Origin of the sequence: Vibrio sp. CB1-14, assembly GCF_040412085.2 — a bacterium.
Classification (GTDB): Bacteria; Pseudomonadota; Gammaproteobacteria; order Enterobacterales; family Vibrionaceae; genus Vibrio; species Vibrio chaetopteri.
Genome location: NZ_CP115921.1, coordinates 593297 through 614007 on the forward strand (window position 1 = coordinate 593297; position 20711 = coordinate 614007).

The following is a 20711-nucleotide window of genomic DNA, read 5'->3' on the forward strand; positions in this document are numbered from 1 at the left end:
CACAAAAAAGGAGCGAAATCGCTCCTTTTTCATCGCTCAAATCAAACTAGATTACGCATGTTTTGCGTCAGCAGAGTGATCTGATGATTGCTTGTCACGCGTTACAATCCAAATGGCAACAAACGCTATCGCTGTCAGTACACCAATCGCGACCGGTAGTGCGCTCCAGCTAAATTCTTCAACGGTAAAGCCACTGATTGCGCTACCTGTAGCAAAACCGATTGAGATGAAGAACATCATTAGACCTTGTGTGTAACCTGCACCAACACGCGTCAAACGTGATGCAACCGCTGGTGAACACATGTCTGTAACGGTAATGCCTTGCAGGTAAATAATGACCAAAGCCATTGGCAGAATCACTGTAGGGATAAACTGAAGCTCTGCGATAAAGTATAGCGCCACGATAACCACAATCGATGCGACAGTACATAGCTTAAATAGTGCTGTGGGACCAAACTTCGCAGAGAAACGCTCTGCTGCGACAACAATAATCAGACCTAGTACCGCTGAAATTGACAGGCTGGTTGCCGACAAGGCTTCTGAAACCGTAAAGGCATTTTTCATTAGGTTAGGGAACTGGGCTTGGAATGCACCTTGACCCGCACACAATGCCGCTACCGCAAATAGAAACAGACCAAACTTAGAGAAAATCACTTTGATTAGGTTCACTTTCTCTTGAGCTTCTTCTGCCGCCGCCTTTTCACGCGCTTCTGCCGTATCCAGCACACGCTGACCCGCTTCTTTATTGGTTAGAAAAGTAATCACTGACAGCACCGCAACAGTCGCCATCATAGTGTAGAAGCTTGTCTCGTAGCCAAAACCACCATCAGTTAGGGCAGCCAGTGCGCCGCCACCCAATAGCGTACCAATGATTGCAGCTTGCGCCATACGTCCTAGCTTTAATGCTTCCGTCTTATTGTCATAACCTGCAAACGCGATAAACACTGGGTTAAGCATTAGCAATGTCGCCGAACCTAAACCAAAGAACACCGAACCAATTGCCATCATGTTGAAATCTGTACCCGCTGCGATGTAGCAGAAACCCGCAACGATATACGCAATCATACCAAGGAACTGTGCTAGGCGATGCGCCTTAAATTTATCGGCCAATAAACCAATGACTGGAGCTGCAAGACCTGCAACACCGAAGAACCCCATTGCTAGACCAGCGTTTGCAAAGCTGCCTGTGCGCTCTGCAACAAAGGCAGGCATGACAATCGGAATGAAAACTAGCTGTACAAAGCCGTAGGCAAGGTGGGCAGAGAACCAAAGTTCGATCCCAAGTTTGTTAAATAGATTTTTTAGCATAACTATTCTGCGCATCCCTCTTGCTTGTCTGAAAGCACTGTTTGCTTTCATACCGCAAAATTTCAGCAAGCATCCTTCTGGTAAATAAGTAGGCCACCGTGGCCTTTCATTCTGACTGGTATCAAACAAGTACAATAACCCTACGACGACAGATTAAATGTTACTTCGTGTGTAACATTTATTTATGTTATCTATAGAACATATCGCTTTGCTTGTTGATTATTAACTTACTACCAAACTTAAATATTGAAATAGCCTGAATCAATATTTTGAAAAAATAGTCATGCTCAATGTCTCAAAATTATAAAATCCTCTAATTTGAAAAAGCCAATTGCTAAACAAACGTTAAATAATCAACTAAATGGGGCAAATAACGTTCTAAAAAGGTTAAAAATAAGCATCTTTTATAGCCACATTGACCTATAATGATGAAAAATAGAACAATATGTCATCCAGCAAAAATTCGAATAGAAGTGGGCAAATTTAATTCCGACCTAATTTAATTCCCAATAAAAATACCGCAGTAAAATACCCGGGTAATTTACTGCGGTATTTTTCCACTTGGGGAAATGAATTTATTCATAAGTTGATTTCTATAGCTAGATATTCAAAATGATAAAATAAAACAAAGGATAAATATCGAAGATGTACAAAAGTTGAACCAGCAGAATGCTGGTTCAATCGGATTAAAGTTTTTTCATGTCTTTCGGGCAGGTATCGAGATGAGTAGTTACCACCAGCCCCGTATCAGTTAAACAGATATTGCCTGGTGCACCTGCATCATCAGCAAAAGCAAAAAACGAACATACCGTGCTTAGCACGAACACAATTAATGACTTCATTATGAAAACTCCTTACTAAAGTCTTGTTCTACGAGGCAGTCTCCGTGCCTCGCTTTTTCAGCATAGACAAGATTTTCAAAGATCAGCAAAGAATTAGCATCATTTAACTGTATAAATAACCACCACAAATAACAAAGACCAACCCATTCACCCACCCAATAAATCAAGATTGTCTATTCACTTTCGCGCATTTTGACACCACACATTCACAACAATAATAAGTCTAACCCAACCATTACACAGCACTGTCGGTTTGTTCCTACACTTGGAAGATCTCGATCCACTGGGTAAACGCTATGCTATTGAATAAAAGACTGCTGATTCTAATTCTGAGTGCCTTTTTGGTAAGCGGTGCTAGTATCTTTGATCTGAACAACTCTCCTAGCCAGCATCAGCTTCAGGCATACGCGAACGTGGTTAAAGATACTTACGAGTCCAAGCTATTCTCTCTATCTCCCTATAAACAAGGGCATTTTGGGTTACGTATGTACCGCCAAACTCAAGACGAGAAATACCACACTACTATTTTGGTCGACCTTGCAAATGTCACTGATCGATTAAATCAAATAGCTGCAGAGGTCACCACGCCCAAAACAATTCGTCAGCACTCGCTTGCTCGCTTAAATGAATACAAAAAAGGTAAAGATGAGCGCAGTCAGCGCCGTTATGCCGCAACCAAAAACAACCCAGACTACTTCTATATGGGGCTCGACCTTTTACGGTATCTTGCCAGATTGCAAGAATATGGAGTCACTCATAAGTCTGATCAAAAACTACGCAAAGTACTTCGAAGCTACGATTTTGAAAGCGTTCTGACTGACAAGACAATGATTACCGCATGGGCTGCGCAACTTGCCAACCAAGCGTATTGGTTGCGACAGATCGGGGAGCAAGATTTGGTTTCTGAGTTTGTCGACGCGTTCCAACGCACTTACCCAGATAGCGAAGACTACCGCCTAAGCAAGCAGCAGTTTGGCAACAAACTCTATGGTATGACACACATCATTTTGGCGGATTCGGGTTACTATCAACGCCCCGTCAACGAAAAAGATCATCAATGGATTTATGATTATTTCCGTCGCAACATCGATGACATTATCAAGCACACCAAGGAAGATATTGTTGCTGAAGTGGGGATCAGCTTTTTGTTAGCAGGACTTCATGATGATCCTGTTGTAAAGAAAGCTCGCGCCGCTATCGCTCGTGCCGTTGATAAGAAACATGGCATGATCCCATCAGTATCTGGCGATTTCGATTTTGCTTATGGCGAGCATCGCAACGTACTCGCCATTATGTTGCTTGACTGGAGAGCACCCTATATCGGTCCGAATGTGTCATCGGATCCAAAGCTCTTCAAGCAGTTGCCTTACGGCGTGCGACCCGCAGCATAGAAAGTAGAAGCGTCAGCCGTTAATTCATTCACGGCTAGGTTCAAATTGTCCTACCTGAAGAAACTGCACTATAAGCCCGGTCACATAAGGATCTCGGCGCAACCTGTCATGCTTAATGTCGACTTCGATAAAGTCTTGCATGCCTTTTAACTTTGTTGATTCAACGGACACCAAACCATCATTGGTTTTGGCAAACATACCATTGAACACCGGGTAACTTTGTGTGCCAGCGATAACGCCAAAGTTATAGTTGGGAAGCGGAAGACGGTTCGGAAAGCTCTCTGGGTTTGTCGTCAATGATTCTGCGGTTCCACCCACTAATGACAACATCCAGGTATCAGAAAAGAAATCAGCAACATCACTGCCATGATTAGGTGTGCCTACAAAGACCACATTACCCATTTGCTCAGAATGAACAAAGTCAGGGTGCTCAGCAAGATAAGAGCGAATCACCAACCCACCCAGCGAGTGACCAACAAAATGGATTTTGGCGTGATTTTTTAGCGCAAAATTGGTAGGAACGTGCTCACCAGAAGCATGCTGCGCCAATGCCTGATTATCTCTTTTCTGAGTAGAGTCATTAAACTCTGAGATGCAGCGTGACAATTCATCGGCACTTTTATCCAAAGTATTTTCAATGGGCTGACGCAGCGTTGGATAGTCTACAACACAAACTTGATAACCCTGATCTGCAATGCCCTTCGACATATTTTGCATCGACCAAGCGCTGCGAGCTAAACCATGCACTATCACGACCTGCTCGCCATGATGAGACTGAAACTGCGCGTCACTGACATCCATTTCGGGTTTGCTACATCCTACAAGTAATATTGCGGGTACAAACAGTGCCCAATTCTTCCGCATCATGTTACTTCTCTCCAAACCACCGAACCGCTTTTAGCATATCAAACTGGTACTACCTGTACTAGAAGGGGATGAAGGGATTTTTGTTCCAAATTACGACATATTAGTGGTCAATAGAACATTGAGAAAACGCGTAGCACAACTTATTGATATAAAAACTATTAACAACTGATAGATAGCGAAAGGTGGGCTATCTTAAACGCTATACAACTTACCCCAATAAGCCCCCTCAAGTGCGGAACCAAAATCATAGTTTTAGCTCCAGAGATCATTGGCTTTGCACACTTAGATTAGCTCCGACTTCATTTAACCCCTAGAGAGACAAGGCCTAAATAGTCAAAACCGTCACTTTCTCGTTGTTAATATAAAAAGCGACAATAGATATTCAATTTACTTACCCGACTCAATAAACCATTCACCAGGCCAATATAAACCCAGTTTGATATATAAATTAACTTCGCTATGTTGAAGGTGAGTGCACTCCTATTTTCAATATCCACCGCCAAGTACGCTTGGCGGTGAAGCTTTGCTTACCTATAAATAAGGAGTGGCATTATGTCCACAACCATAAAAAAACGAACACTGGTGATGGCCGTTGCGCTTGCCTGTGCGTCGACAACAGCGTTGGCTAACGATACCGATGGAGATGGTATCAATGACAGTTTGGATGTTTTTCCTTGGGATCCAACCAAATGGGCTCTGCCGTTTCATGAGCTCCCTACCGTCATTGAAGCGGAAGACTTCGATCTCGGTGGTCAAGGTGTTGCCTACTCGGATCGAGAAGTGGATAACCTAGGTTCAAAGAATTATCGAAACGAAGGGGTGGATTTCTCTACTCACGATGGCAAAGTCCATGTCGGCTGGTTTGGTCGAAATGAATGGATGAACTATACCGTGAATGTCTCAGAGTCTGGTTACTATGAGTTCTCAGCTTGGCTTGGTTCAACCTCGACAACAGTTCGCTCTGTCGAGCTGCATGAGGGAGGGGATGTCTTAGTGGAAATGCCTTTCCTATCCAGTTCAGGGGTAGTACGAAATTTTGAGCAGACCGAACCGTACACGCTTTACCTCACTGCAGGCGAACACACTTTCACCTTATTTGCCCGAGACGGCTCTGTGCGCGTCGATAGAATACAATTCGACCTGTCACCACTATCAAAGGATTCTGATGGTGACGGTGTTGTCGATGCCGAAGATGCCTTCCCTAACGACCCAACAGAAACTAAAGATTCAGACAAAGACGGTATTGGTGACAACCAAGATCCCGATGATGATAATGATGGTGTACCCGATGTCGATGATGATTACCCACTCGACCCAACACGCTCAGAAAATATCACCACCAGCACTCAGCCGGATCAATGCGTAGGCGCTGAAAATCAGCAGTTACTGTGTGACGTGCTCGCCAATGATAGTGATCCTGAAAACGATCAACTCACCATCATTCTGTCAGAACAGCCAACCTACGGCACCATTAGTGTCGCAGAAGGCAGAGTCCTATATACACCTTCTGTAGATTTTGTCGGTCTTGATGAATTTAGCTACCGCGTTGATGATGGTTTCAATTTATCCGAATCAGAATGGGTAAGAGTCCAAATAGATCGCACGACACCTATTGAGGATGCAGCCCCTATTTACACTGCCGGCTTCGAAAATGGTGACCCTCAATCTGGGTTGAATCAAGCGCTGACTGCTTCATTTTCAAGTAGCTATGACTCACTGACAAAAGAGCCAGCGAGCTACCACTATTACCAAGTAGAGAACGTCCCTTGGGCAAGAACCGGTGAGCATGTGCTCAAATTTTATGGAGAGCCACCCGCGTATCGTAGTGAAATTGCCTTTATGAACAGCGATTACAACTTCGCGCCGGGGGATGACTACTACTATAGTGCCAGCATTCGCCCTGATGCATCATGGCAAAACATCACTAAGTACTCCATCATCGTTACGCAGTGGAAATCCTTTAGTTCAGGGCCACATGGTGCTATTAGACTGAGCAACAACGGTGACTTTAAACTGACCTACCACGCTAAAAATTACCCCACAGTAGATCTTGGCGTTGCGCCGCAAGACACTTGGACGGACATACGGGTCTATTTCAAAAAGTCGTTAGATGCTGATGGTCGTGTGATGATCTGGGTAAATGGTGAGTTGAAACTCGATCGTGCGGGTAAAACGCTGCTGATTGGCAACAACGGTTATACCAAGCTTGGTATGTACACTGAGATTCGTGACGCGAGAACCGTATATTTTGACAACGTCTCTGTGTCTAAAGCCATTAACCGCTCGTTGGAAGAGTGGGGACGGGCACCCGTAGATGGTATTTATAACGATAGTGACAATGATGGGGAGAGTAATGGGCTTGATCCCTATCCTTTTGATCCGAATCGATAACCAATAATAAGCAGATCGGCGAACCGTCACTGACGATTCGCCGATCTAAAACAAAGTCGCTCTGCAGCCTTAATTGAGCCTAAAAATTTCAGTTAATCTAAAAACTTCGCCACGTACCAACAGTCTGCTTCGATATCAAACTGCTCCGCGCGAGCCCATTCCAGCCCCTTATCAACCAATTGTTTGGCGATACCTTGCCCACGAAATACTTCAGGCACATAAGTACGAGTAAAGTTGATGCTGTTACCGTTTAATTTATACTCCAACACACTCTCGTGGCCATCTTTCGCAACCACAAAACGTTGACGCTCTTGTTGGTGTTCAATCATAAAGTCTCCAAATTCACGCCGGGATAGAAAGGCAAAGACTACAGAAAATCAGCGCGTCATGAAAATAGAAAACCAGTATTAGACATCAATCGTACCCCTAATTAGGGTCATAGCTTGTCCACACAGTTCAATGCGCTCGCCTTTCACCATCATACCGACGTAACCACCTCGCTCTGAATCCTGGTACCCCACAAGGGAACACTTTCCGAGTTTCTCTGCCCAGTATGGGGCGAGAGCGCAGTAGGCGGATCCCGTGACCGGGTCTTCATTCACCCCAACCCAAGGAGCAAAGTAACGGGCAATAAAATCTACATCGCTTCTCGAAGATTGCGCCGTAGCGATCACTGCCCGACCATCCGATTCTAATAACGCATTAAAGTTTGGACGAAGATGGTGCAAGCTGTCTTCATGTTTCAACACTAGGAAATCTTTCCCGCCTTCTACTTCTCCAACAAACTCAATATCATCGCTGCTTAGCCCTAACGCTGCCAAACGCTCGACTGAGATGGATGCCCGCGGGAGCGGCGGGTACAAAGGAAAGTCCATTGAAATCCGCGCACCAGATTTTTGAGCAGACAACTCTCCAGACAGAGTTTGAAAAGTAAACTCCCCTCCTTCTCCTAGCAATCCAAGCTCATCTAATACATTAACCGTAGCCAAAGTGCCATGACCACATAGCGCGACCTCGACTTGCGGTGTAAACCAGCGAAGTCGGTTATCGCTAAGCGACAAAAATGCGGTTTCTGAAATCGCCATTTCCTTTGCGATATTGAGCATCAATGATGCTGGCAGCGGCTGCTGCGTAACACAAACCCCTGCGGGGTTGCCTTTAAACGGCTCGGCGGTAAACGCGTTTACCTGATAAATATCGAGTTTCATAAGAATGACCCTTTTACACCACTGCTGTGTAAAGAATAGATAATAAACGAGCGAATATCTCAATAAACCTGACGCAACCACGGAATCATAGTCACATTTGCACCTATCTGCGGCCAGGTTTCGTATATCAACTTACCTAGCTAGACGTGAGTGCCCTATGCACAGCAAAGCTCATCTCCCAAGTAAATTGTGCCCCGTGTGTCGTCGCCACTTTAACTGGCGCAAGAAATGGCGAAGCTGCTGGGATGATGTAAAATATTGCTCAAAGCGCTGCGCTTCTAACAAACATCGATTACCACTCGATCAGTGAACCGTCGAAGGCAAGAAACTGGCCATTGTTCTCGCGCTGCAGCGACATCAACACACCTATGAGCAATCGCGCAGTTTTGTCCGTTGAAAACAGTTTGTGCTCGGGTACATTAGCTTGAAAGGGTTTTGAAAGAGAGGTATCGGTTGTCCCCGGATGAAGAGCAACCGTGCACGAATTGGGCATTAATCGCCCCCACTCGATACTGATATTTTTTAGCGCCATATTCAGTGCAGCTTTCGAGCAGCGGTAGCTATACCAGCCCCCTAAACCGTTATCACTAATACTGCCAACGCGAGCTGAAATCGTTGCAAAACGAGGCGCAGTGGATCGCCTTAATAGAGACTGTAAATACTGAGCAAGAAGCAGGGTCGGCAATGTGTTGACTTGCATCGCTTTTGCAAACCGCTCAGCCTCAATAGATTTGAGATTTTTCTCTGGCTGCGCTTGGTCGATAGAAAGCTGGCCAACGCAGTTTATGACCCAATCTAGGCGAGCAGGCTGCTCAACGCCCTTATCTTGCACCCCGGATAGAACCTCTGTTATCCCTTCAACCAGAGGCGCGTATTGTGAAGGCTCGCAAACATCCAAAGGCAGCCAAACAATGTCACTATAGTCTTCCGCTTCTTTCGGGACACCTTGTCGATAGGTTGCCATTACTGTCACGTTGGGAAGTGTAGACAGAGTCTTACATAGCGCCCATCCAATGCCTCCTGAGCCGCCAACAATCAAAACGTTCAACCCTAAATCTGACATCCCTTGCTCCTAAACAGTTTCACGACTTATAGCTCATCAATTCGAGCTAAGTTGGCTTCTGCGGTCGTCAGATGCTCGTCTTGGACTTCCGGCGCCATTCGATCCCAGGTGCGATATATCATCGCAACACGTGGGTTTCTTGCTAGTTTGTCACGATGTTTGTGCATAAAACGCCAGTAAAAGCCGTTAAACGGACAAGCTTGCTCGCCGCTTCTCTCTTTTACGTTGTAATAGCAGCCACCACAATAGTCACTCATCTTATTGATGTAGCCACCGCTTGAGCAATACGGCTTTGTCGCAATAAGCCCACCATCGGCGTACAAGGCCATTCCCCGCGTATTTGGCATTTCGACCCATTCGATGGCATCGACATAAATTCCGAGATACCATTCCTCGACTTTGTCGGGGTCAATTTCCGTCAATAGTGCAAAATTACCCGTGACCATAAGGCGCTGAATATGATGCGCATAAGCAAACTCTAGCGATTGAGAGATGGCATGCTGCATGCAGCGCATTTTCGTTTCCCCAGTCCAGTAGAACTTGGGTAAAGCCCGATGTGCTTCAAGGGCATTTTTGTGCTGATACTCCGGCATATTGCTCCAGTACATTCCACGAATGTACTCTCGCCAACCCAATATTTGACGCACGAAACCTTCCACCTGCGCTAGGCTAATCGAGCCCTCTGATTCGGAGTAGGTATTGATAGCGGCGTACAACACTTCCAACGGAGACAACATTTTGCTGTTGAGTGAAAAAGACAACCGACAGTGATACAAACTCCACATCGACTCATGCTCCGCCGTCATCGCATCTTGAAAGCGACCAAAGTTAGGTAGGCAGATCTGGCAAAAATGGGCGAGTAAGTTGAGCGATTGCTCCCGATTAATAGGCCACAGCAATTGTTGGCCGATCTCTCCGATGGACTCGATATCGTGTCGAACCATGCGATCGATGACATCGTCCGTCGAATTGGCAAAAAGGAGAGGCGCAGGTAAGTCATTTAAGTCATTGCTTTTAAGCTTATTTCTGTTGTCTGCATCAAAGCTCCATTTTCCTCCAAGCGGTTTATCTTCGCTTTCCATCAACATGCCGTGCTTCTTGCGCATTTTCCGATAAAAGCGATCCATAACGATGGCTTTCCCTTTCGGAAACAGTGCTTTTATCTCTGAAAACGGCAACAGAAAGTGCTCGGTATCCACCTCTTTCACCGCAATATCTGGCAATGCGATTTGTCTCAGTTGCTTGAGCAAGCGCCATTCGTCAGGTCTTTGATACTGAAAATAGTCAGCGCCATGATGTAGACACTTTGCGAAAATGAGTTCGTCTAGCGATTCAAACCGAGCGCTGTCATCAAGCGTTAAATGTTCCACATGATGCCCTTGCTCTGCCAACGTATTAGCAAAGGACTCCATGGCGAGGAAGAAAGCGACCTGCTTTTGAATGTGGTGTGTTACATATTCTGATTCTTGTTTAAGTTCGGCAATTAGATAGAGCACGCCATTTTCAACATCCGAAAACCAAGAGTGCTGTAAGTTGAGTTGATCACCCAATATGAGTCGAACCGTCTGATACGCCATCGCTACTCTCCTTTTCTGTTGTATGGTGGCAGTCAGTTTTGCCCGTGATATCTGACTCAGTCTGTATGATGCGACACCTTATTCGTGTCATTTAGCCGTTATCGAGTGGCCAATCCACCACATCTACTGCATCTACACTCATAGATATGCCATCACCCTCCCATTTACGGATGAAAACTTCATCAGGATCATAGAGTTGTGTCTGTTTTTGTAAGTCAAACTTACGATGACCACGGGGATCTGCCCCGACACCTGCCAAGTATTGCCAATTCCCCCAATTCGAGGCCACATCGTAATCAATCAATGTGTGCTGGAAGTAATTAGCGCCGTGTCGCCAATCAATGGCGAGTTCGTGGACAAGACAACTGGCCACCAGCTGGCGGCCACGATTAGACATATAACCTGTCTGTTTGAGCTGACGCATGCAAGCGTTAACAACCGGATAAGGAGTGGTGCCGTTTACCCACTGCCGAAATCGCTGTGCATAAAATGAAGTTAGAGGTGACTTGTGTTTAATACCTGAAAACGCAAACAATCTTGCACCATGACAGCGAGCGTACCAATGAAAGTACTCACGCCACAGCAGCTCAAACACAATCCAGTAGGTCGACTCGTTCGCGCCAAACCGCCTTTCAAAACGATGCAGTTGACTGACAATCGTTCTCGGTGACACATTGCCATTGGCAAGCCACAACGAAAACTTAGTCGAGCTTCGCCAGTCATCCAGCGCATTGCGTGTTTGCTTGTAACTAAGCGCGGCATCCGTCTCGAAATATCCTCGCACATGTGCCAGTCCTGCAAGCTCACCACCACGGACGCCTTGTTCTCCAAAATCTAACGCCTGCTCGAAGCACCCGTACGCTTCTGGTAGTCCTTGGCGGTTATTAATCGGAGGTGGTAGCTCAGTCACCGTACTACCGGGAAGGGTAATGGGCTGCTTTTCTATCAGTTTTCGAAACTTTGAAAATGAATCGGGCAAATCAGATAAGCCGAAAGGGAGCGTGTTTGCACTAAACAAGCTGTGGCTTTCTTCTCTATGTACATTGAGTCTTGGGTGCTGACGAGCCAAATGCTCCACCACGGTCTCAGCGTACCAGCTAGCTGTTTGTGCAACGAACAGGTCAGTAATGTCGTAGCGGCCAATCAACTCGCTTAACTGCTGCGATGCTTCCCCAAGGCTATCGGCCTCCAACTTGTGGAGCACTTGCCCAATCTGTCTGAGGGACTGATTGAGCTCTCCAACTGACTGCATTGCAAAGTGCTGCTTAGCATCATTATTGATTTCAACTGGCAAAAATCGACGTTCAAACTGCGTTTTTAGTTCCGGGAGAAACACACAGTGAAGAGAGGTAACCTCTCTAGCCGCTTTAGCAAGCAGTGCGTTGTCATGCAGCCGCAAGTCGTTATAAAACCAATACAATCCTCGTTTGATGGCCATCTTTTTCTCGCTATGTTCGTTGCGTTAAGCGTGGGCAGTCTTTACACATACGTACAGACGCGCTTGTTAGCTTAGTCAATGAGTGGGCGGTTCGCGAAGTACACACGTAAAAAGTATGTCTAAACCATAAGAGGCTAGCGTTATGGCACTCAAAAAAACACTCGACAATCTCGCCCCACATTTTGAACCAGGAGGAAAATACCAAACTTACTATCCACTGTATGAAGCTGTCGCCACCCTTTTCTATACACCTGGCCACGTAACCCAAGGCCGCACTCATTTACGAGACAGCATCGACTTAAAACGCATCATGATCATGGTGTGGATCGCAGTGTTCCCAGCCATGTTTTGGGGAATGTACAACATAGGTAATCAAGCGACAGCGGCACTTAGTGTCACCTACACGCTCGATGAACTGGTACCAGTTTTTGAGCAAAGCTGGCGTCTATCTCTTGCATTTGGGTCACCGGAGGCACTGGCCAGTGCTGGTTGGGGCAGTGAAATGTTCTACGGCGCACTGTTCTTTCTGCCTGTCTATGCCACAGTATTTATCGTCGGCGGTTTTTGGGAAGTGCTGTTCTCTATCGTCCGCAAACACGAAGTCAACGAGGGCTTCTTCGTCAGCTCTATCCTGTTTGCACTCATCTTACCCCCCACGATTCCGTTGTGGCAGGCGGCGCTTGGCATCACCTTCGGGATAGTGGTTGCAAAAGAAGTGTTTGGAGGAACAGGACGTAACTTCTTAAACCCTGCGCTCGCCGGGCGGGCTTTTTTGTATTTCGCCTACCCCGCTCAAATGTCTGGCGGTACGGTGTGGGTGGCTGCTGATGGTTATTCGGGCGCAACGCCACTGAGCCAATGGTATGAAGGTGGTCAAAGTGCGCTTATCAATAATATGACCGGAGAAACGCGATCTTGGAGTGATGCCTTTATTGGCAACCTGCCAGGCTCCATGGGCGAAGTATCGACGATGTTCATCATGCTTGCTGGACTATTCTTGATTGCGATAGGCATCGCCTCTTGGCGTATTGTGCTTGGCGTATTGATTGGCCTAGCCGCTACCGCGACTTTACTCAATTTGATTGGGTCAGATAGCAACCCTATGTTCTCCATGCCGATATGGTGGCACTTTGTGATTGGTGGCGTCGCGTTTGGTACCTTCTTTATGGCGACCGATCCAGTTTCCGCTGCATTTACTGACTCGGGAAAACTGGCTTATGGTGTGTTGATAGGCGTCATGACCATATTTATACGCGTACTCAACCCTGCTTACCCAGAAGGCATCATGCTCGCTATCTTGTTCGCGAATCTGTTTGCTCCGCTGTTCGATCATGTCGTCAAAGAGTCTATGGTTAAACGCCGAACACGTAGGATGAACAAGCTTAATCAATAACGTTCAAAAAGCGTCCAATGCAAATTGTAAACTGCAACAGCATTTATAAGAATGCTGTTGCGGAAGCAAGATCACGCCTTTTTTAGTGTCTATTTTCAAAAACTGAGGATCCGAAAGTGACAATTTACTCATCTCATTGGATAATTGGATAGCTATACAGTAAAAATAACTACAAGAAATCATGGCATTTATCGGAATGAGCTAAGGACAACGAAGGGACTATGAAGAGAAACGATTTTCAGAAATCGGCCGCCAACCTAAAAAAGGCGGTGCCGCTGATGGTTAAACATCACGTACCTGCGACGCCGGCAAATTACGCGTTGTGGTATACCTATGTGGATCAAACCATCCCTGAGTTAAATGCCGATATGGACGCCATACTCAAAGATTACGAAGTCCTCCCGCCTGTCAATTCTGCCTCACTTTATCGAAACCATATTGCTGAAAAAGCAGAAGTAGATCTTCAAGGTTTAAAAGAAAACCTCGAAGCGATTGTGACTGAAATGTCGAGCTCGATGGATGACGCACTTAACGATACCAGCGATTTTTCACAAGCACTTGAAGATAGCTTTGACGGCTTGTCTTCAAGCCTGGTTGCCGAGCGCGCACCTACCCTTGATGAAGTCATGCCTCTCATCAAACAATTAGTCGATGAAGCCAATGACATTAGGCACTCCACAGACTTTATACACGGACAACTAAAAAACGCCAGCGACGAGATCAGCCGACTCAAATCTCAGCTAGCAAAAGTCCAATGCAACGCCATGTTCGACAGCTTAACCTCGCTGTATAACCGCGGTGCTTTCGATGCCGACTTGACCATGTTTTGCGAAGCCAAGCAGCCACTTAGTTTGATTTTGTTAGATATTGACCACTTTAAAAAATTCAACGATGAAATGGGACACCTGTTCGGCGACACCATTTTGAAAGGCATCTCTCAGCGTCTGAAGCAAGCTTGTCGTGGTGGCATTACTGCCTATCGATTCGGTGGAGAAGAATTCGCACTGATTGTACCGAACAAATCACTACGTGTAGCAAGACAAATGGCTGACGCCCTGCGTTTAGCCATTGAGAAAATGACGATTAAAGATCGTAAGAACGGCCAAAAGATCGGCAACATTACCGCCTCTTTTGGCGTGGCAGAATTCATTGCCGGTGACAGCTACGCGTCGCTGGTTGACCGTGCAGACAAACAGCTTTATGACGCTAAACGCTCTGGCCGTAACCGAGTGATGCCGTTCTAAAAAAACGCCCCACCGTTAAGGCGGGGCAATACTACCAAAGGAAAATGCGGTAATAATAAACGTGCTAGCGTGAATTAAAATGCGAAGCTAAATCCTAGCGTATAGTCATCTCCATTTTTCGCGGTGTACTCTTTGTCCTCACTACAAGCGCTTGGTCGTCCTTGCTCATCACCTTTCACTAAACTAACCCAGTGACGAATTCCCGAGGCGTGACAGTTTTCTGACTGACCAAACGTAGTACATGTTTCCAATTGAATGTCTTCAATTTCTACCAGCTCTAAATTGCCAGTACCTTTACGACGACCAATCGTAACCTCTAGGTGAGTGCCGCTTTCATCACGAAGCAAAATACCTTCTGGTGCACATTTATCGCCAAGGTAAGCCACAAAATGCTTAGCGCGTTTGAGTCCTGTGTGCTCACCATTTTTGAAATACGCCTGTACGTGGCGATAATCAATTTCGTAACTCACCACATCTTCGTGTGAGCCTTTCTCTAATGGAAACAGGGTGTCTAGCAGCTGTTTCGCCATCTTTTGTTTTTCCATCTGCTCATCAGCTTTAACCATCTCGACGGCGAACACGGCTTCTGCGATAAAGGTTGAATGGTTCTTATGAAGTTCTGTTTTATCGAATGTCAGCATGTTCATAGTCTGTCCCTCTTACTGCTGCTAGATCCAAATTAGAGTAATCAACCCAAACGGATGTTTAAATTTATATTCGTTTTGTGATTTGTATACTTTGTAGACTAGCGTGTTTTTGACTACAATTTCACAACAAAAATTTTACAATGTGAATTTTACAAAATGCCAGTGTCAAAAAGTCTGATCCGCCAGTCCCATTTTTTGGGCACCAAAGTTCGTAACCTACGAAAACGTAACCACTTAACCATGGAAGATCTGTCTGCGCGTTGTATTCGAGTCAACCCCGAGTACGCGCCTTCCGTCTCTTACCTGTCGATGATTGAGCGTGGAAAGCGCGTGCCTAGCATCGACATGCTGGAGGTGATCGCAGAAGTATTTCAAAAAGATCCTGCTTGGTTTCTCGACAATGAACCCGAACCAGATGAAATTACCCCAGTAAAAGGAAATCGCGGCGGGATAAGTGGTATGGCACTTGAGCCAAGCTTTTTGTTCTCCAATGACATTTTGCAAATCGCCATTCCCGAAATGCTCTCGCAAACCGGGATCACCGGTCGTCAATTTGCCCACTTGTTGATACGTGCTCATCAGGAAAGTTTGCAGAACCACTTTCCCGATCTTGAGCGTGCCGCAGAAGACGTTGGCTTGAAACGACTCAACCTCTCGATTGAAGATCTCATTGATATTGCAAGCGATTTAGGGCTGCGCGTGCAATGGGTAAACCGGACACCAAAAGATGTGGTGGATGAACTCGGGGTGAACGCCAAACAATTGGTGACGTCGTTTTTCGAGCCACCTGGTACTATCTACCTCAACGAAATCCTTAAAGCCTACCCAACACGTCTAAAGTACGATTTGGCGGTGTATATTGGCCATCGCATTCTGCATCGCGATGAGGGATTAAAAAGTGTGCTCAGCGTTGGCAACCAAAATACTTGGGACGACAGTGCGGCTCATCAATCTTCTTCTGCACTCAACTCTCAGGACATCCTCCAAGCATGGCGCGATTTTGAATCCAGTTTCTTTGCAGGGGCTCTACTCTGCCCCAAAGTACCATTTAGGCAACTGCTCGACCGAAGCGGCTATGAGATTGATGTTCATAAACGTGTCGGAGTGTCCCCTTCGGTCGCCATGCGCCGCATGACCGTTGTGTCCCCATATCCACACTGGCACTATTTCGATGCTTATGGGCCGGGGAAGCTAAAAGCGGTCTATCGCGGAAATGGTATTCCGCTTCCGTGGGGAAATATGCGGATGGTTAATGACCCCTGCCAACACTGGGCAGTATTTAGAAGACTGTCTGAGCCGCAAAATGGCTCATCGGCGCAAATATCTATATTGAATGTCGGTGATGAGCCAAGGATCTATTGTTGTGAGTCCATCAACATGACCGATCCTGCGGGTAATAATCGAGTACTGTGTGCAGGTATCGATCTCAATCCAGCAATTGATGCTCAAGGTGGCAATGCATTAGACATCGCCAGCGAACTTAAGCGCTCGTGCGTTGAAGGCGGTGGCAGTGTCATCATTCCACGCCATATCAAGAAAGATCTGCAAACCGTCGCTAAGATACTGAATATCAACTGGGTGGAACGTGGTATTGAAGGCGATGCTCGATTAATCTGCTCTCGAGGCGCTGTTTGTCCACGTAAGCCAAGTTGCTATGAAGGTTGTCAGGATGACGCTGGTCAAACACTTGGAGACATTGTTTGATACGTACAAGGCGTAGCAAGCGAAAGATTTAACAATGGAAGGCTAATCAGACAAAGGGAAGGAATAGGCTTGGAAATAGCCTTTCTGACCTCAGAAAGAAAAAAAGCCAGCCACAAAACATGTGTGACTGGCTATATACAAGTGTGAACAAAATAGGTTCACTAACAACGTCAGTTGGCTAGGTGACCCTCGGCTTAAAAAGGGTCGCTATAGTTAATGCAGTATGCGTGCCAACTTTTTAAAGTCTGTTTTTAATTGATTTTGGCCAAATCTACACCAATTTCAGGGAAATAGCGTTCATATAGCCCTTGCAAAATGCAAATGTAAATGCAATTTGCAATCACGACGATTTTCATAGTAGGAATAGTGATTCAATACGTACCCCACAAGCGTTACCAGTTGCATAGGTTAGGGCATGAAAGAGTTAAGTTGTCGTTAGGTCAGCTCGATTAAAGACACCCAACACACAACCTTCCAAATTTCAGCAATTTTCGGCCTCTAAATTGAGCAACCTAAGTTTTCGCTCCACACCACCAGCGTAACCAGACAACTTTCCATTTTTACCCACCACTCGGTGACATGGCACAACAATAGAGAGTGGGTTTTTACCATTCGCCGTCCCAACCGCCCTCACCGCTTTCGAGTTGCCTAGCCGATTGGCCAGTTCTTGATAGCTGATCGCTTCTCCATACGGAATCTCGCAAAGAGCCTGCCAAACCTTGCGTTGAAAGTCAGTGCCGATAGCAGCTAGCGGCAAAGTAAACGTTTGACGCTCACCAGCAAAATACTCTTTTAGCTCAGTTTCTGCTTGTTTTAGTAATGGATAGCTTGGGTTGTGTTCCCCAAGCTCATCAGGGCAGGTTGTATGCTGCTCAAACCAGATACCCAGTAAGCCTTCACTATTCGCTTGAACAGTAATCGCCCCTAGCTCACTTGCAAGCACAGTGTAATAATTCATGAGAAATGACTCCAACAGTGAAGAGTGGCATAGCTGCCCCACGGTGCAGTATGCTCTGCGTTAACTTCGCTATGATCAACCAAGTACTTTTTAACAATCAGATCTGAACTAAGTAGTAGATCTGGCGCCGATAAACCGCGCATTTTTGCATAGTTGACTGTCCACGGCCCGATACCTTTTAGCGACAACCAGTTATCGGGATGATCGTCTGGGTGTTCGCATAGGTGGCTAGCAAGTCGCAATAAGGTTTCTTTTCTGCTTTCAGGCATGCGCAAAAAACTAAGGTCTTTGCCTGCTATAAAATCGGGTGTCGGAAACACCTTCTGACCAGAAAGACACTGACCCATAGTATCAGTCAAAAGATTGAGCTGACCTATCGCGGCTTTTACAGATACCTGTTGTCCAAGTACCGCCCTAGCGCCGGCTTCCCAAGTGGACCAAACTCCAGGTAACCTAAGACCCGGCTTTAGAATAAGCACCTCATCAACAGCATGTAGATGGGATTCAACGGCAGTTATGTCAGTATCAAGATCGAATACACGCTTGATACCACTCAATAAACTGGCCAACTTGGTGACCTGTTCCAATTCAAACTCGACTTTAACCGTCTGCGCCCCCTCAAAATCTGCAAACAGACGAAACCATGCGAGCGTCCCATCGATATCTACGTAGCGTTCATAACTTTGCTCGGTCACTCGCTCAACCCCACTGATCGCACGCTTTTGAAGAAAGCCAAGCATTGCAGACCAATCATAAGCGCCGCGATAAGCTAAATAGACTTCGTTCCGGGCAGTGACTTTTCCGTCACCACGTCGCAATTCCGATGGGGTTAACTTAAGCGTCCTCCTAAATGCATCATTAAAACGCCTTACGCTATTAAAGCCGCAGGCAAAGCCAATATCCGAAATCGATAAATGACTATGATGGAGAAGCTGCTTCGCAAACATCAATTGATGGTACTGAGCGTATTTCTTGGGCGAAACCCCTAGGTGCTCTTGAAATAACTGACGCAGATATCGGCTACTAATACCTAAACGGTCGCTCAGTCCCTCGCAACTGGAATGATGTAGCGCCCCTTGCTCAATAAGTGTTAGAGCACGGCGAAAACTGGTTTCTGCGCCAAGCCAAGCCCATGAATTGGGAGCACTTTCTGGACGACAACGCAGACAAGGACGATACCCCGCCTCAAGGGCAGCATGAGCATGCTGGAAATAACTTACATTGTGCTCTTTTGCCAAGTTCGCAGGACAGATCGGCCGACAAAATATGCCTGTCGTTTTAACACCGACAAAAAACACGCCATCAAAACGGGCATCACGCGCAAGCCTCGCCTGCTGATACTGTTCGTTGGTCATTGAGATTACCGCCACTTTGTCGCCTCGTTGTTTTTGTCGTTAGTGTCCAGTGTAAACCAAGTTGGTTCAGTGACTAGCCATTTTCGGAACTCAACACAAGCTAATTTTCGCAAGGAAAGCTTCATAGCATTGTCATCTAAGTTTCAAATTTTCGCGTGAAAGTAACGACTTACTAAATGCTTAAATTAATCGTCTGGCAAAATTTCAAAAAACGCCAAAGCTCTGTCTATACTGAGGCAGAGTTTGATGAGAAACGTCATTTTATGAGGGTGGCTATGTCTAATGTAGATTTTCGTCTTGGTAAGAAACCGTTCTACGACAACAAGCGGTTTCGACGTGGGTTTGCAAAATCCGGAGACTTTACCATTGCCGAAGAGGAAATATTGATCCGCTTCGGAGATACGATGAACTTACTTGAAGGTGGCGAACTCGCCCCTGAATCTGAAGAGGAGCGCCATTTTCTACAAGCTGTCGCCGATGAACAGCAAGCGGAAAGCAAGCTTGAGAAAACGTGGATCAAATACATCCATCTAGCTCGAGACCGGAAGAAGTTCCATACTCTAAATGGGAAAAAGGCGGCCGCGACCGAAAGCGTCGAGGACGAGTCTGATTATGATGATAGCAACGCCGATATTGGTAACGACATCGTCGATGACGAGCCACGCTCAGACGACTAATCGCCAGCGTTATTCGCGCTGACATTGAAGCGACTTACGCCCAACGGCAGTTGGGCCTTTGTCTATGTATTCAAACTAACGAGGCAATTGTTCAAGCAGGTATCAAAGCCCATCGAATGGTTGAACGCGATTTAGGCATTCTGCAAGCATTGCAATAATAGCTTACGTTGCCACACGCTTTCATGGCATCCAGCTTTGTGTCGCAATCAGGACAAAATGGCGTTTTATTGAAGCTCACCTGGCACTGAGTGCAAGTGCGACCTTCCTCATTTTCCACTTCAATCTTGCATGTTGGGCAGGTCAACCTTAGTGCTTGAATCGCTGCGTGATCCATGTTCTACCTTTTACTTAGCGCTTCTCTCAACCTGTTCAAGAAGGCAAACAACTACAGATAGCTCAGTATAATTCCTCACCGCTATTGAAGACAAAACCACCTCGCACTGACAATTAAAGTTCCACATAGATACCGTCAGCAAGTATTTGATACTTTGATTCATTAGCCTAACCCCTGTTCACTGTTCTCATTAACGCCAACTGAACTAATATTGAACAAAGACAATTTTATCGATTGCCACCCCGGAAATGAGAGTAAGAGTTATTTACAATTAATGGCATTAAGATGCCTATTTACTGCGGGTAAGGAGAACA

General features: G+C 46.0%; 19 protein-coding genes. 7 read left to right on the forward strand and 12 right to left on the reverse strand.

The window, feature by feature from the left end; translation table 11 throughout:
• Positions 1-51 precede the first annotated feature (51 nt).
• Positions 52-1308, reverse strand: a complete 1257-nt coding sequence (locus PG915_RS18725; protein ID WP_353499922.1) for an MFS transporter — start codon at positions 1306-1308, stop codon at positions 52-54.
• 686 nt (positions 1309-1994) lie between these two features.
• Positions 1995-2150 carry a hypothetical protein gene (locus PG915_RS18730; RefSeq protein WP_353499923.1) on the reverse strand — a complete coding sequence of 52 codons (156 nt, stop codon included), beginning with the start codon at positions 2148-2150 and terminating at the stop codon, positions 1995-1997.
• A gap of 296 nt (positions 2151-2446) precedes the next feature.
• On the opposite strand from PG915_RS18730, the gene PG915_RS18735 reads away from it, so the two are divergent.
• Entirely contained in the window at positions 2447-3541 is a 1095-nt protein-coding gene (locus tag PG915_RS18735) for a DUF3541 domain-containing protein (protein ID WP_353499924.1), read from the forward strand.
• Between the two features lie 24 nt (positions 3542-3565).
• On the opposite strand, the gene PG915_RS18740 is transcribed toward PG915_RS18735, so the two are convergent.
• Positions 3566-4408, reverse strand: a complete 843-nt coding sequence (locus tag PG915_RS18740; RefSeq protein ID WP_353499925.1) for an alpha/beta fold hydrolase — start codon at positions 4406-4408, stop codon at positions 3566-3568.
• A 552-nt stretch (positions 4409-4960) separates the two neighbouring features.
• On the opposite strand from PG915_RS18740, the gene PG915_RS18745 reads away from it, so the two are divergent.
• A complete protein-coding gene (locus tag PG915_RS18745) occupies positions 4961-6799 on the forward strand; it encodes a heparin lyase I family protein (protein WP_353499926.1) in 1839 nt (612 codons plus the stop codon).
• 92 nt (positions 6800-6891) lie between these two features.
• Here the strand turns inward: PG915_RS18745 and PG915_RS18750 are convergent, their stop codons facing one another.
• Together PG915_RS18750 and PG915_RS18755 are read right to left on the reverse strand one after the other, a co-directional pair.
• A complete protein-coding gene (locus PG915_RS18750) occupies positions 6892-7128 on the reverse strand; it encodes a GNAT family N-acetyltransferase (protein ID WP_353499927.1) in 237 nt (78 codons plus the stop codon).
• 78 nt (positions 7129-7206) lie between these two features.
• Positions 7207-8007 (reverse strand): PhzF family phenazine biosynthesis protein, encoded by an 801-nt coding sequence (locus PG915_RS18755; RefSeq protein ID WP_353499928.1) that lies wholly within the window; start codon positions 8005-8007, stop codon positions 7207-7209.
• Between the two features lie 157 nt (positions 8008-8164).
• Between PG915_RS18755 and PG915_RS18760 the strand changes: the two genes are divergently transcribed.
• Positions 8165-8317 (forward strand): DUF2256 domain-containing protein, encoded by a 153-nt coding sequence (locus tag PG915_RS18760; protein ID WP_353499929.1) that lies wholly within the window; start codon positions 8165-8167, stop codon positions 8315-8317.
• On the opposite strand, the gene PG915_RS18765 is transcribed toward PG915_RS18760, so the two are convergent.
• The 3 genes from PG915_RS18765 to PG915_RS18775 form a co-directional block, all read right to left on the reverse strand.
• Complete coding sequence (locus PG915_RS18765) at positions 8300-9055, reverse strand: SDR family NAD(P)-dependent oxidoreductase (RefSeq protein ID WP_353500163.1); 756 nt, start codon at positions 9053-9055, stop codon at positions 8300-8302. The genes PG915_RS18760 and PG915_RS18765 overlap by 18 nt on opposite strands.
• A 41-nt stretch (positions 9056-9096) precedes the next feature.
• Complete coding sequence (locus PG915_RS18770; protein WP_353499930.1) at positions 9097-10647, reverse strand: cryptochrome/photolyase family protein; 1551 nt, start codon at positions 10645-10647, stop codon at positions 9097-9099.
• Positions 10648-10738: 91 nt separating this feature from the next.
• Positions 10739-12085: a DASH family cryptochrome gene (locus tag PG915_RS18775; RefSeq protein ID WP_353499931.1), complete on the reverse strand. Its 1347-nt coding sequence runs from the start codon at positions 12083-12085 to the stop codon at positions 10739-10741.
• Positions 12086-12227: 142 nt separating this feature from the next.
• Between PG915_RS18775 and PG915_RS18780 the strand changes: the two genes are divergently transcribed.
• Positions 12228-13478: an NADH:ubiquinone reductase (Na(+)-transporting) subunit B gene (locus PG915_RS18780; RefSeq protein ID WP_353499932.1), complete on the forward strand. Its 1251-nt coding sequence runs from the start codon at positions 12228-12230 to the stop codon at positions 13476-13478.
• Positions 13479-13699: 221 nt separating this feature from the next.
• The gene (locus PG915_RS18785; RefSeq protein ID WP_353499933.1) at positions 13700-14722 is read left to right on the forward strand and encodes a GGDEF domain-containing protein; all 1023 of its coding nucleotides are present in this window, start codon (positions 13700-13702) and stop codon (positions 14720-14722) included.
• A 74-nt stretch (positions 14723-14796) separates the two neighbouring features.
• Here the strand turns inward: PG915_RS18785 and PG915_RS18790 are convergent, their stop codons facing one another.
• Complete coding sequence (locus PG915_RS18790) at positions 14797-15369, reverse strand: hypothetical protein (RefSeq protein ID WP_353499934.1); 573 nt, start codon at positions 15367-15369, stop codon at positions 14797-14799.
• Between the two features lie 156 nt (positions 15370-15525).
• Between PG915_RS18790 and PG915_RS18795 the strand changes: the two genes are divergently transcribed.
• Positions 15526-17073: a DUF3612 domain-containing protein gene (locus PG915_RS18795; protein ID WP_353499935.1), complete on the forward strand. Its 1548-nt coding sequence runs from the start codon at positions 15526-15528 to the stop codon at positions 17071-17073.
• Positions 17074-17554: 481 nt separating this feature from the next.
• Here PG915_RS18795 and PG915_RS18800 read toward each other — a convergent pair whose 3' ends face one another.
• Together PG915_RS18800 and PG915_RS18805 are read right to left on the reverse strand one after the other, a co-directional pair.
• Positions 17555-18031, reverse strand: a complete 477-nt coding sequence (locus PG915_RS18800; protein ID WP_353499936.1) for a methylated-DNA--[protein]-cysteine S-methyltransferase — start codon at positions 18029-18031, stop codon at positions 17555-17557.
• Positions 18028-19386, reverse strand: coding sequence for a DNA-3-methyladenine glycosylase 2 family protein (locus tag PG915_RS18805; RefSeq protein ID WP_353499937.1), 1359 nt, complete (start codon positions 19384-19386; stop codon positions 18028-18030). The genes PG915_RS18800 and PG915_RS18805 overlap by 4 nt, the downstream gene beginning before the upstream one ends.
• A 275-nt stretch (positions 19387-19661) precedes the next feature.
• Between PG915_RS18805 and PG915_RS18810 the strand changes: the two genes are divergently transcribed.
• Entirely contained in the window at positions 19662-20063 is a 402-nt protein-coding gene (locus PG915_RS18810; RefSeq protein WP_353499938.1) for a DUF413 domain-containing protein, read from the forward strand.
• 91 nt (positions 20064-20154) lie between these two features.
• Here PG915_RS18810 and PG915_RS18815 read toward each other — a convergent pair whose 3' ends face one another.
• Positions 20155-20397 (reverse strand): zinc-ribbon domain-containing protein, encoded by a 243-nt coding sequence (locus tag PG915_RS18815; RefSeq protein ID WP_353499939.1) that lies wholly within the window; start codon positions 20395-20397, stop codon positions 20155-20157.
• Between the last annotated feature and the right edge of the window lie 314 nt (positions 20398-20711).

Coding starts and splice junctions, on each gene's coding strand:
- PG915_RS18725 (WP_353499922.1), bottom strand. CDS start 1,308: ATGCTAAAAAATCTATTTAACAAACTTGGGATCGAACTTTGGTTCTCT.
- PG915_RS18730 (WP_353499923.1), bottom strand. CDS start 2,150: ATGAAGTCATTAATTGTGTTCGTGCTAAGCACGGTATGTTCGTTTTTT.
- PG915_RS18735 (WP_353499924.1), top strand. CDS start 2,447: ATGCTATTGAATAAAAGACTGCTGATTCTAATTCTGAGTGCCTTTTTG.
- PG915_RS18740 (WP_353499925.1), bottom strand. CDS start 4,408: ATGATGCGGAAGAATTGGGCACTGTTTGTACCCGCAATATTACTTGTA.
- PG915_RS18745 (WP_353499926.1), top strand. CDS start 4,961: ATGTCCACAACCATAAAAAAACGAACACTGGTGATGGCCGTTGCGCTT.
- PG915_RS18750 (WP_353499927.1), bottom strand. CDS start 7,128: ATGATTGAACACCAACAAGAGCGTCAACGTTTTGTGGTTGCGAAAGAT.
- PG915_RS18755 (WP_353499928.1), bottom strand. CDS start 8,007: ATGAAACTCGATATTTATCAGGTAAACGCGTTTACCGCCGAGCCGTTT.
- PG915_RS18760 (WP_353499929.1), top strand. CDS start 8,165: ATGCACAGCAAAGCTCATCTCCCAAGTAAATTGTGCCCCGTGTGTCGT.
- PG915_RS18770 (WP_353499930.1), bottom strand. CDS start 10,647: ATGGCGTATCAGACGGTTCGACTCATATTGGGTGATCAACTCAACTTA.
- PG915_RS18775 (WP_353499931.1), bottom strand. CDS start 12,085: ATGGCCATCAAACGAGGATTGTATTGGTTTTATAACGACTTGCGGCTG.
- PG915_RS18780 (WP_353499932.1), top strand. CDS start 12,228: ATGGCACTCAAAAAAACACTCGACAATCTCGCCCCACATTTTGAACCA.
- PG915_RS18785 (WP_353499933.1), top strand. CDS start 13,700: ATGAAGAGAAACGATTTTCAGAAATCGGCCGCCAACCTAAAAAAGGCG.
- PG915_RS18790 (WP_353499934.1), bottom strand. CDS start 15,369: ATGAACATGCTGACATTCGATAAAACAGAACTTCATAAGAACCATTCA.
- PG915_RS18795 (WP_353499935.1), top strand. CDS start 15,526: ATGCCAGTGTCAAAAAGTCTGATCCGCCAGTCCCATTTTTTGGGCACC.
- PG915_RS18800 (WP_353499936.1), bottom strand. CDS start 18,031: ATGAATTATTACACTGTGCTTGCAAGTGAGCTAGGGGCGATTACTGTT.
- PG915_RS18805 (WP_353499937.1), bottom strand. CDS start 19,386: ATGACCAACGAACAGTATCAGCAGGCGAGGCTTGCGCGTGATGCCCGT.
- PG915_RS18810 (WP_353499938.1), top strand. CDS start 19,662: ATGTCTAATGTAGATTTTCGTCTTGGTAAGAAACCGTTCTACGACAAC.
- PG915_RS18815 (WP_353499939.1), bottom strand. CDS start 20,397: ATGGATCACGCAGCGATTCAAGCACTAAGGTTGACCTGCCCAACATGC.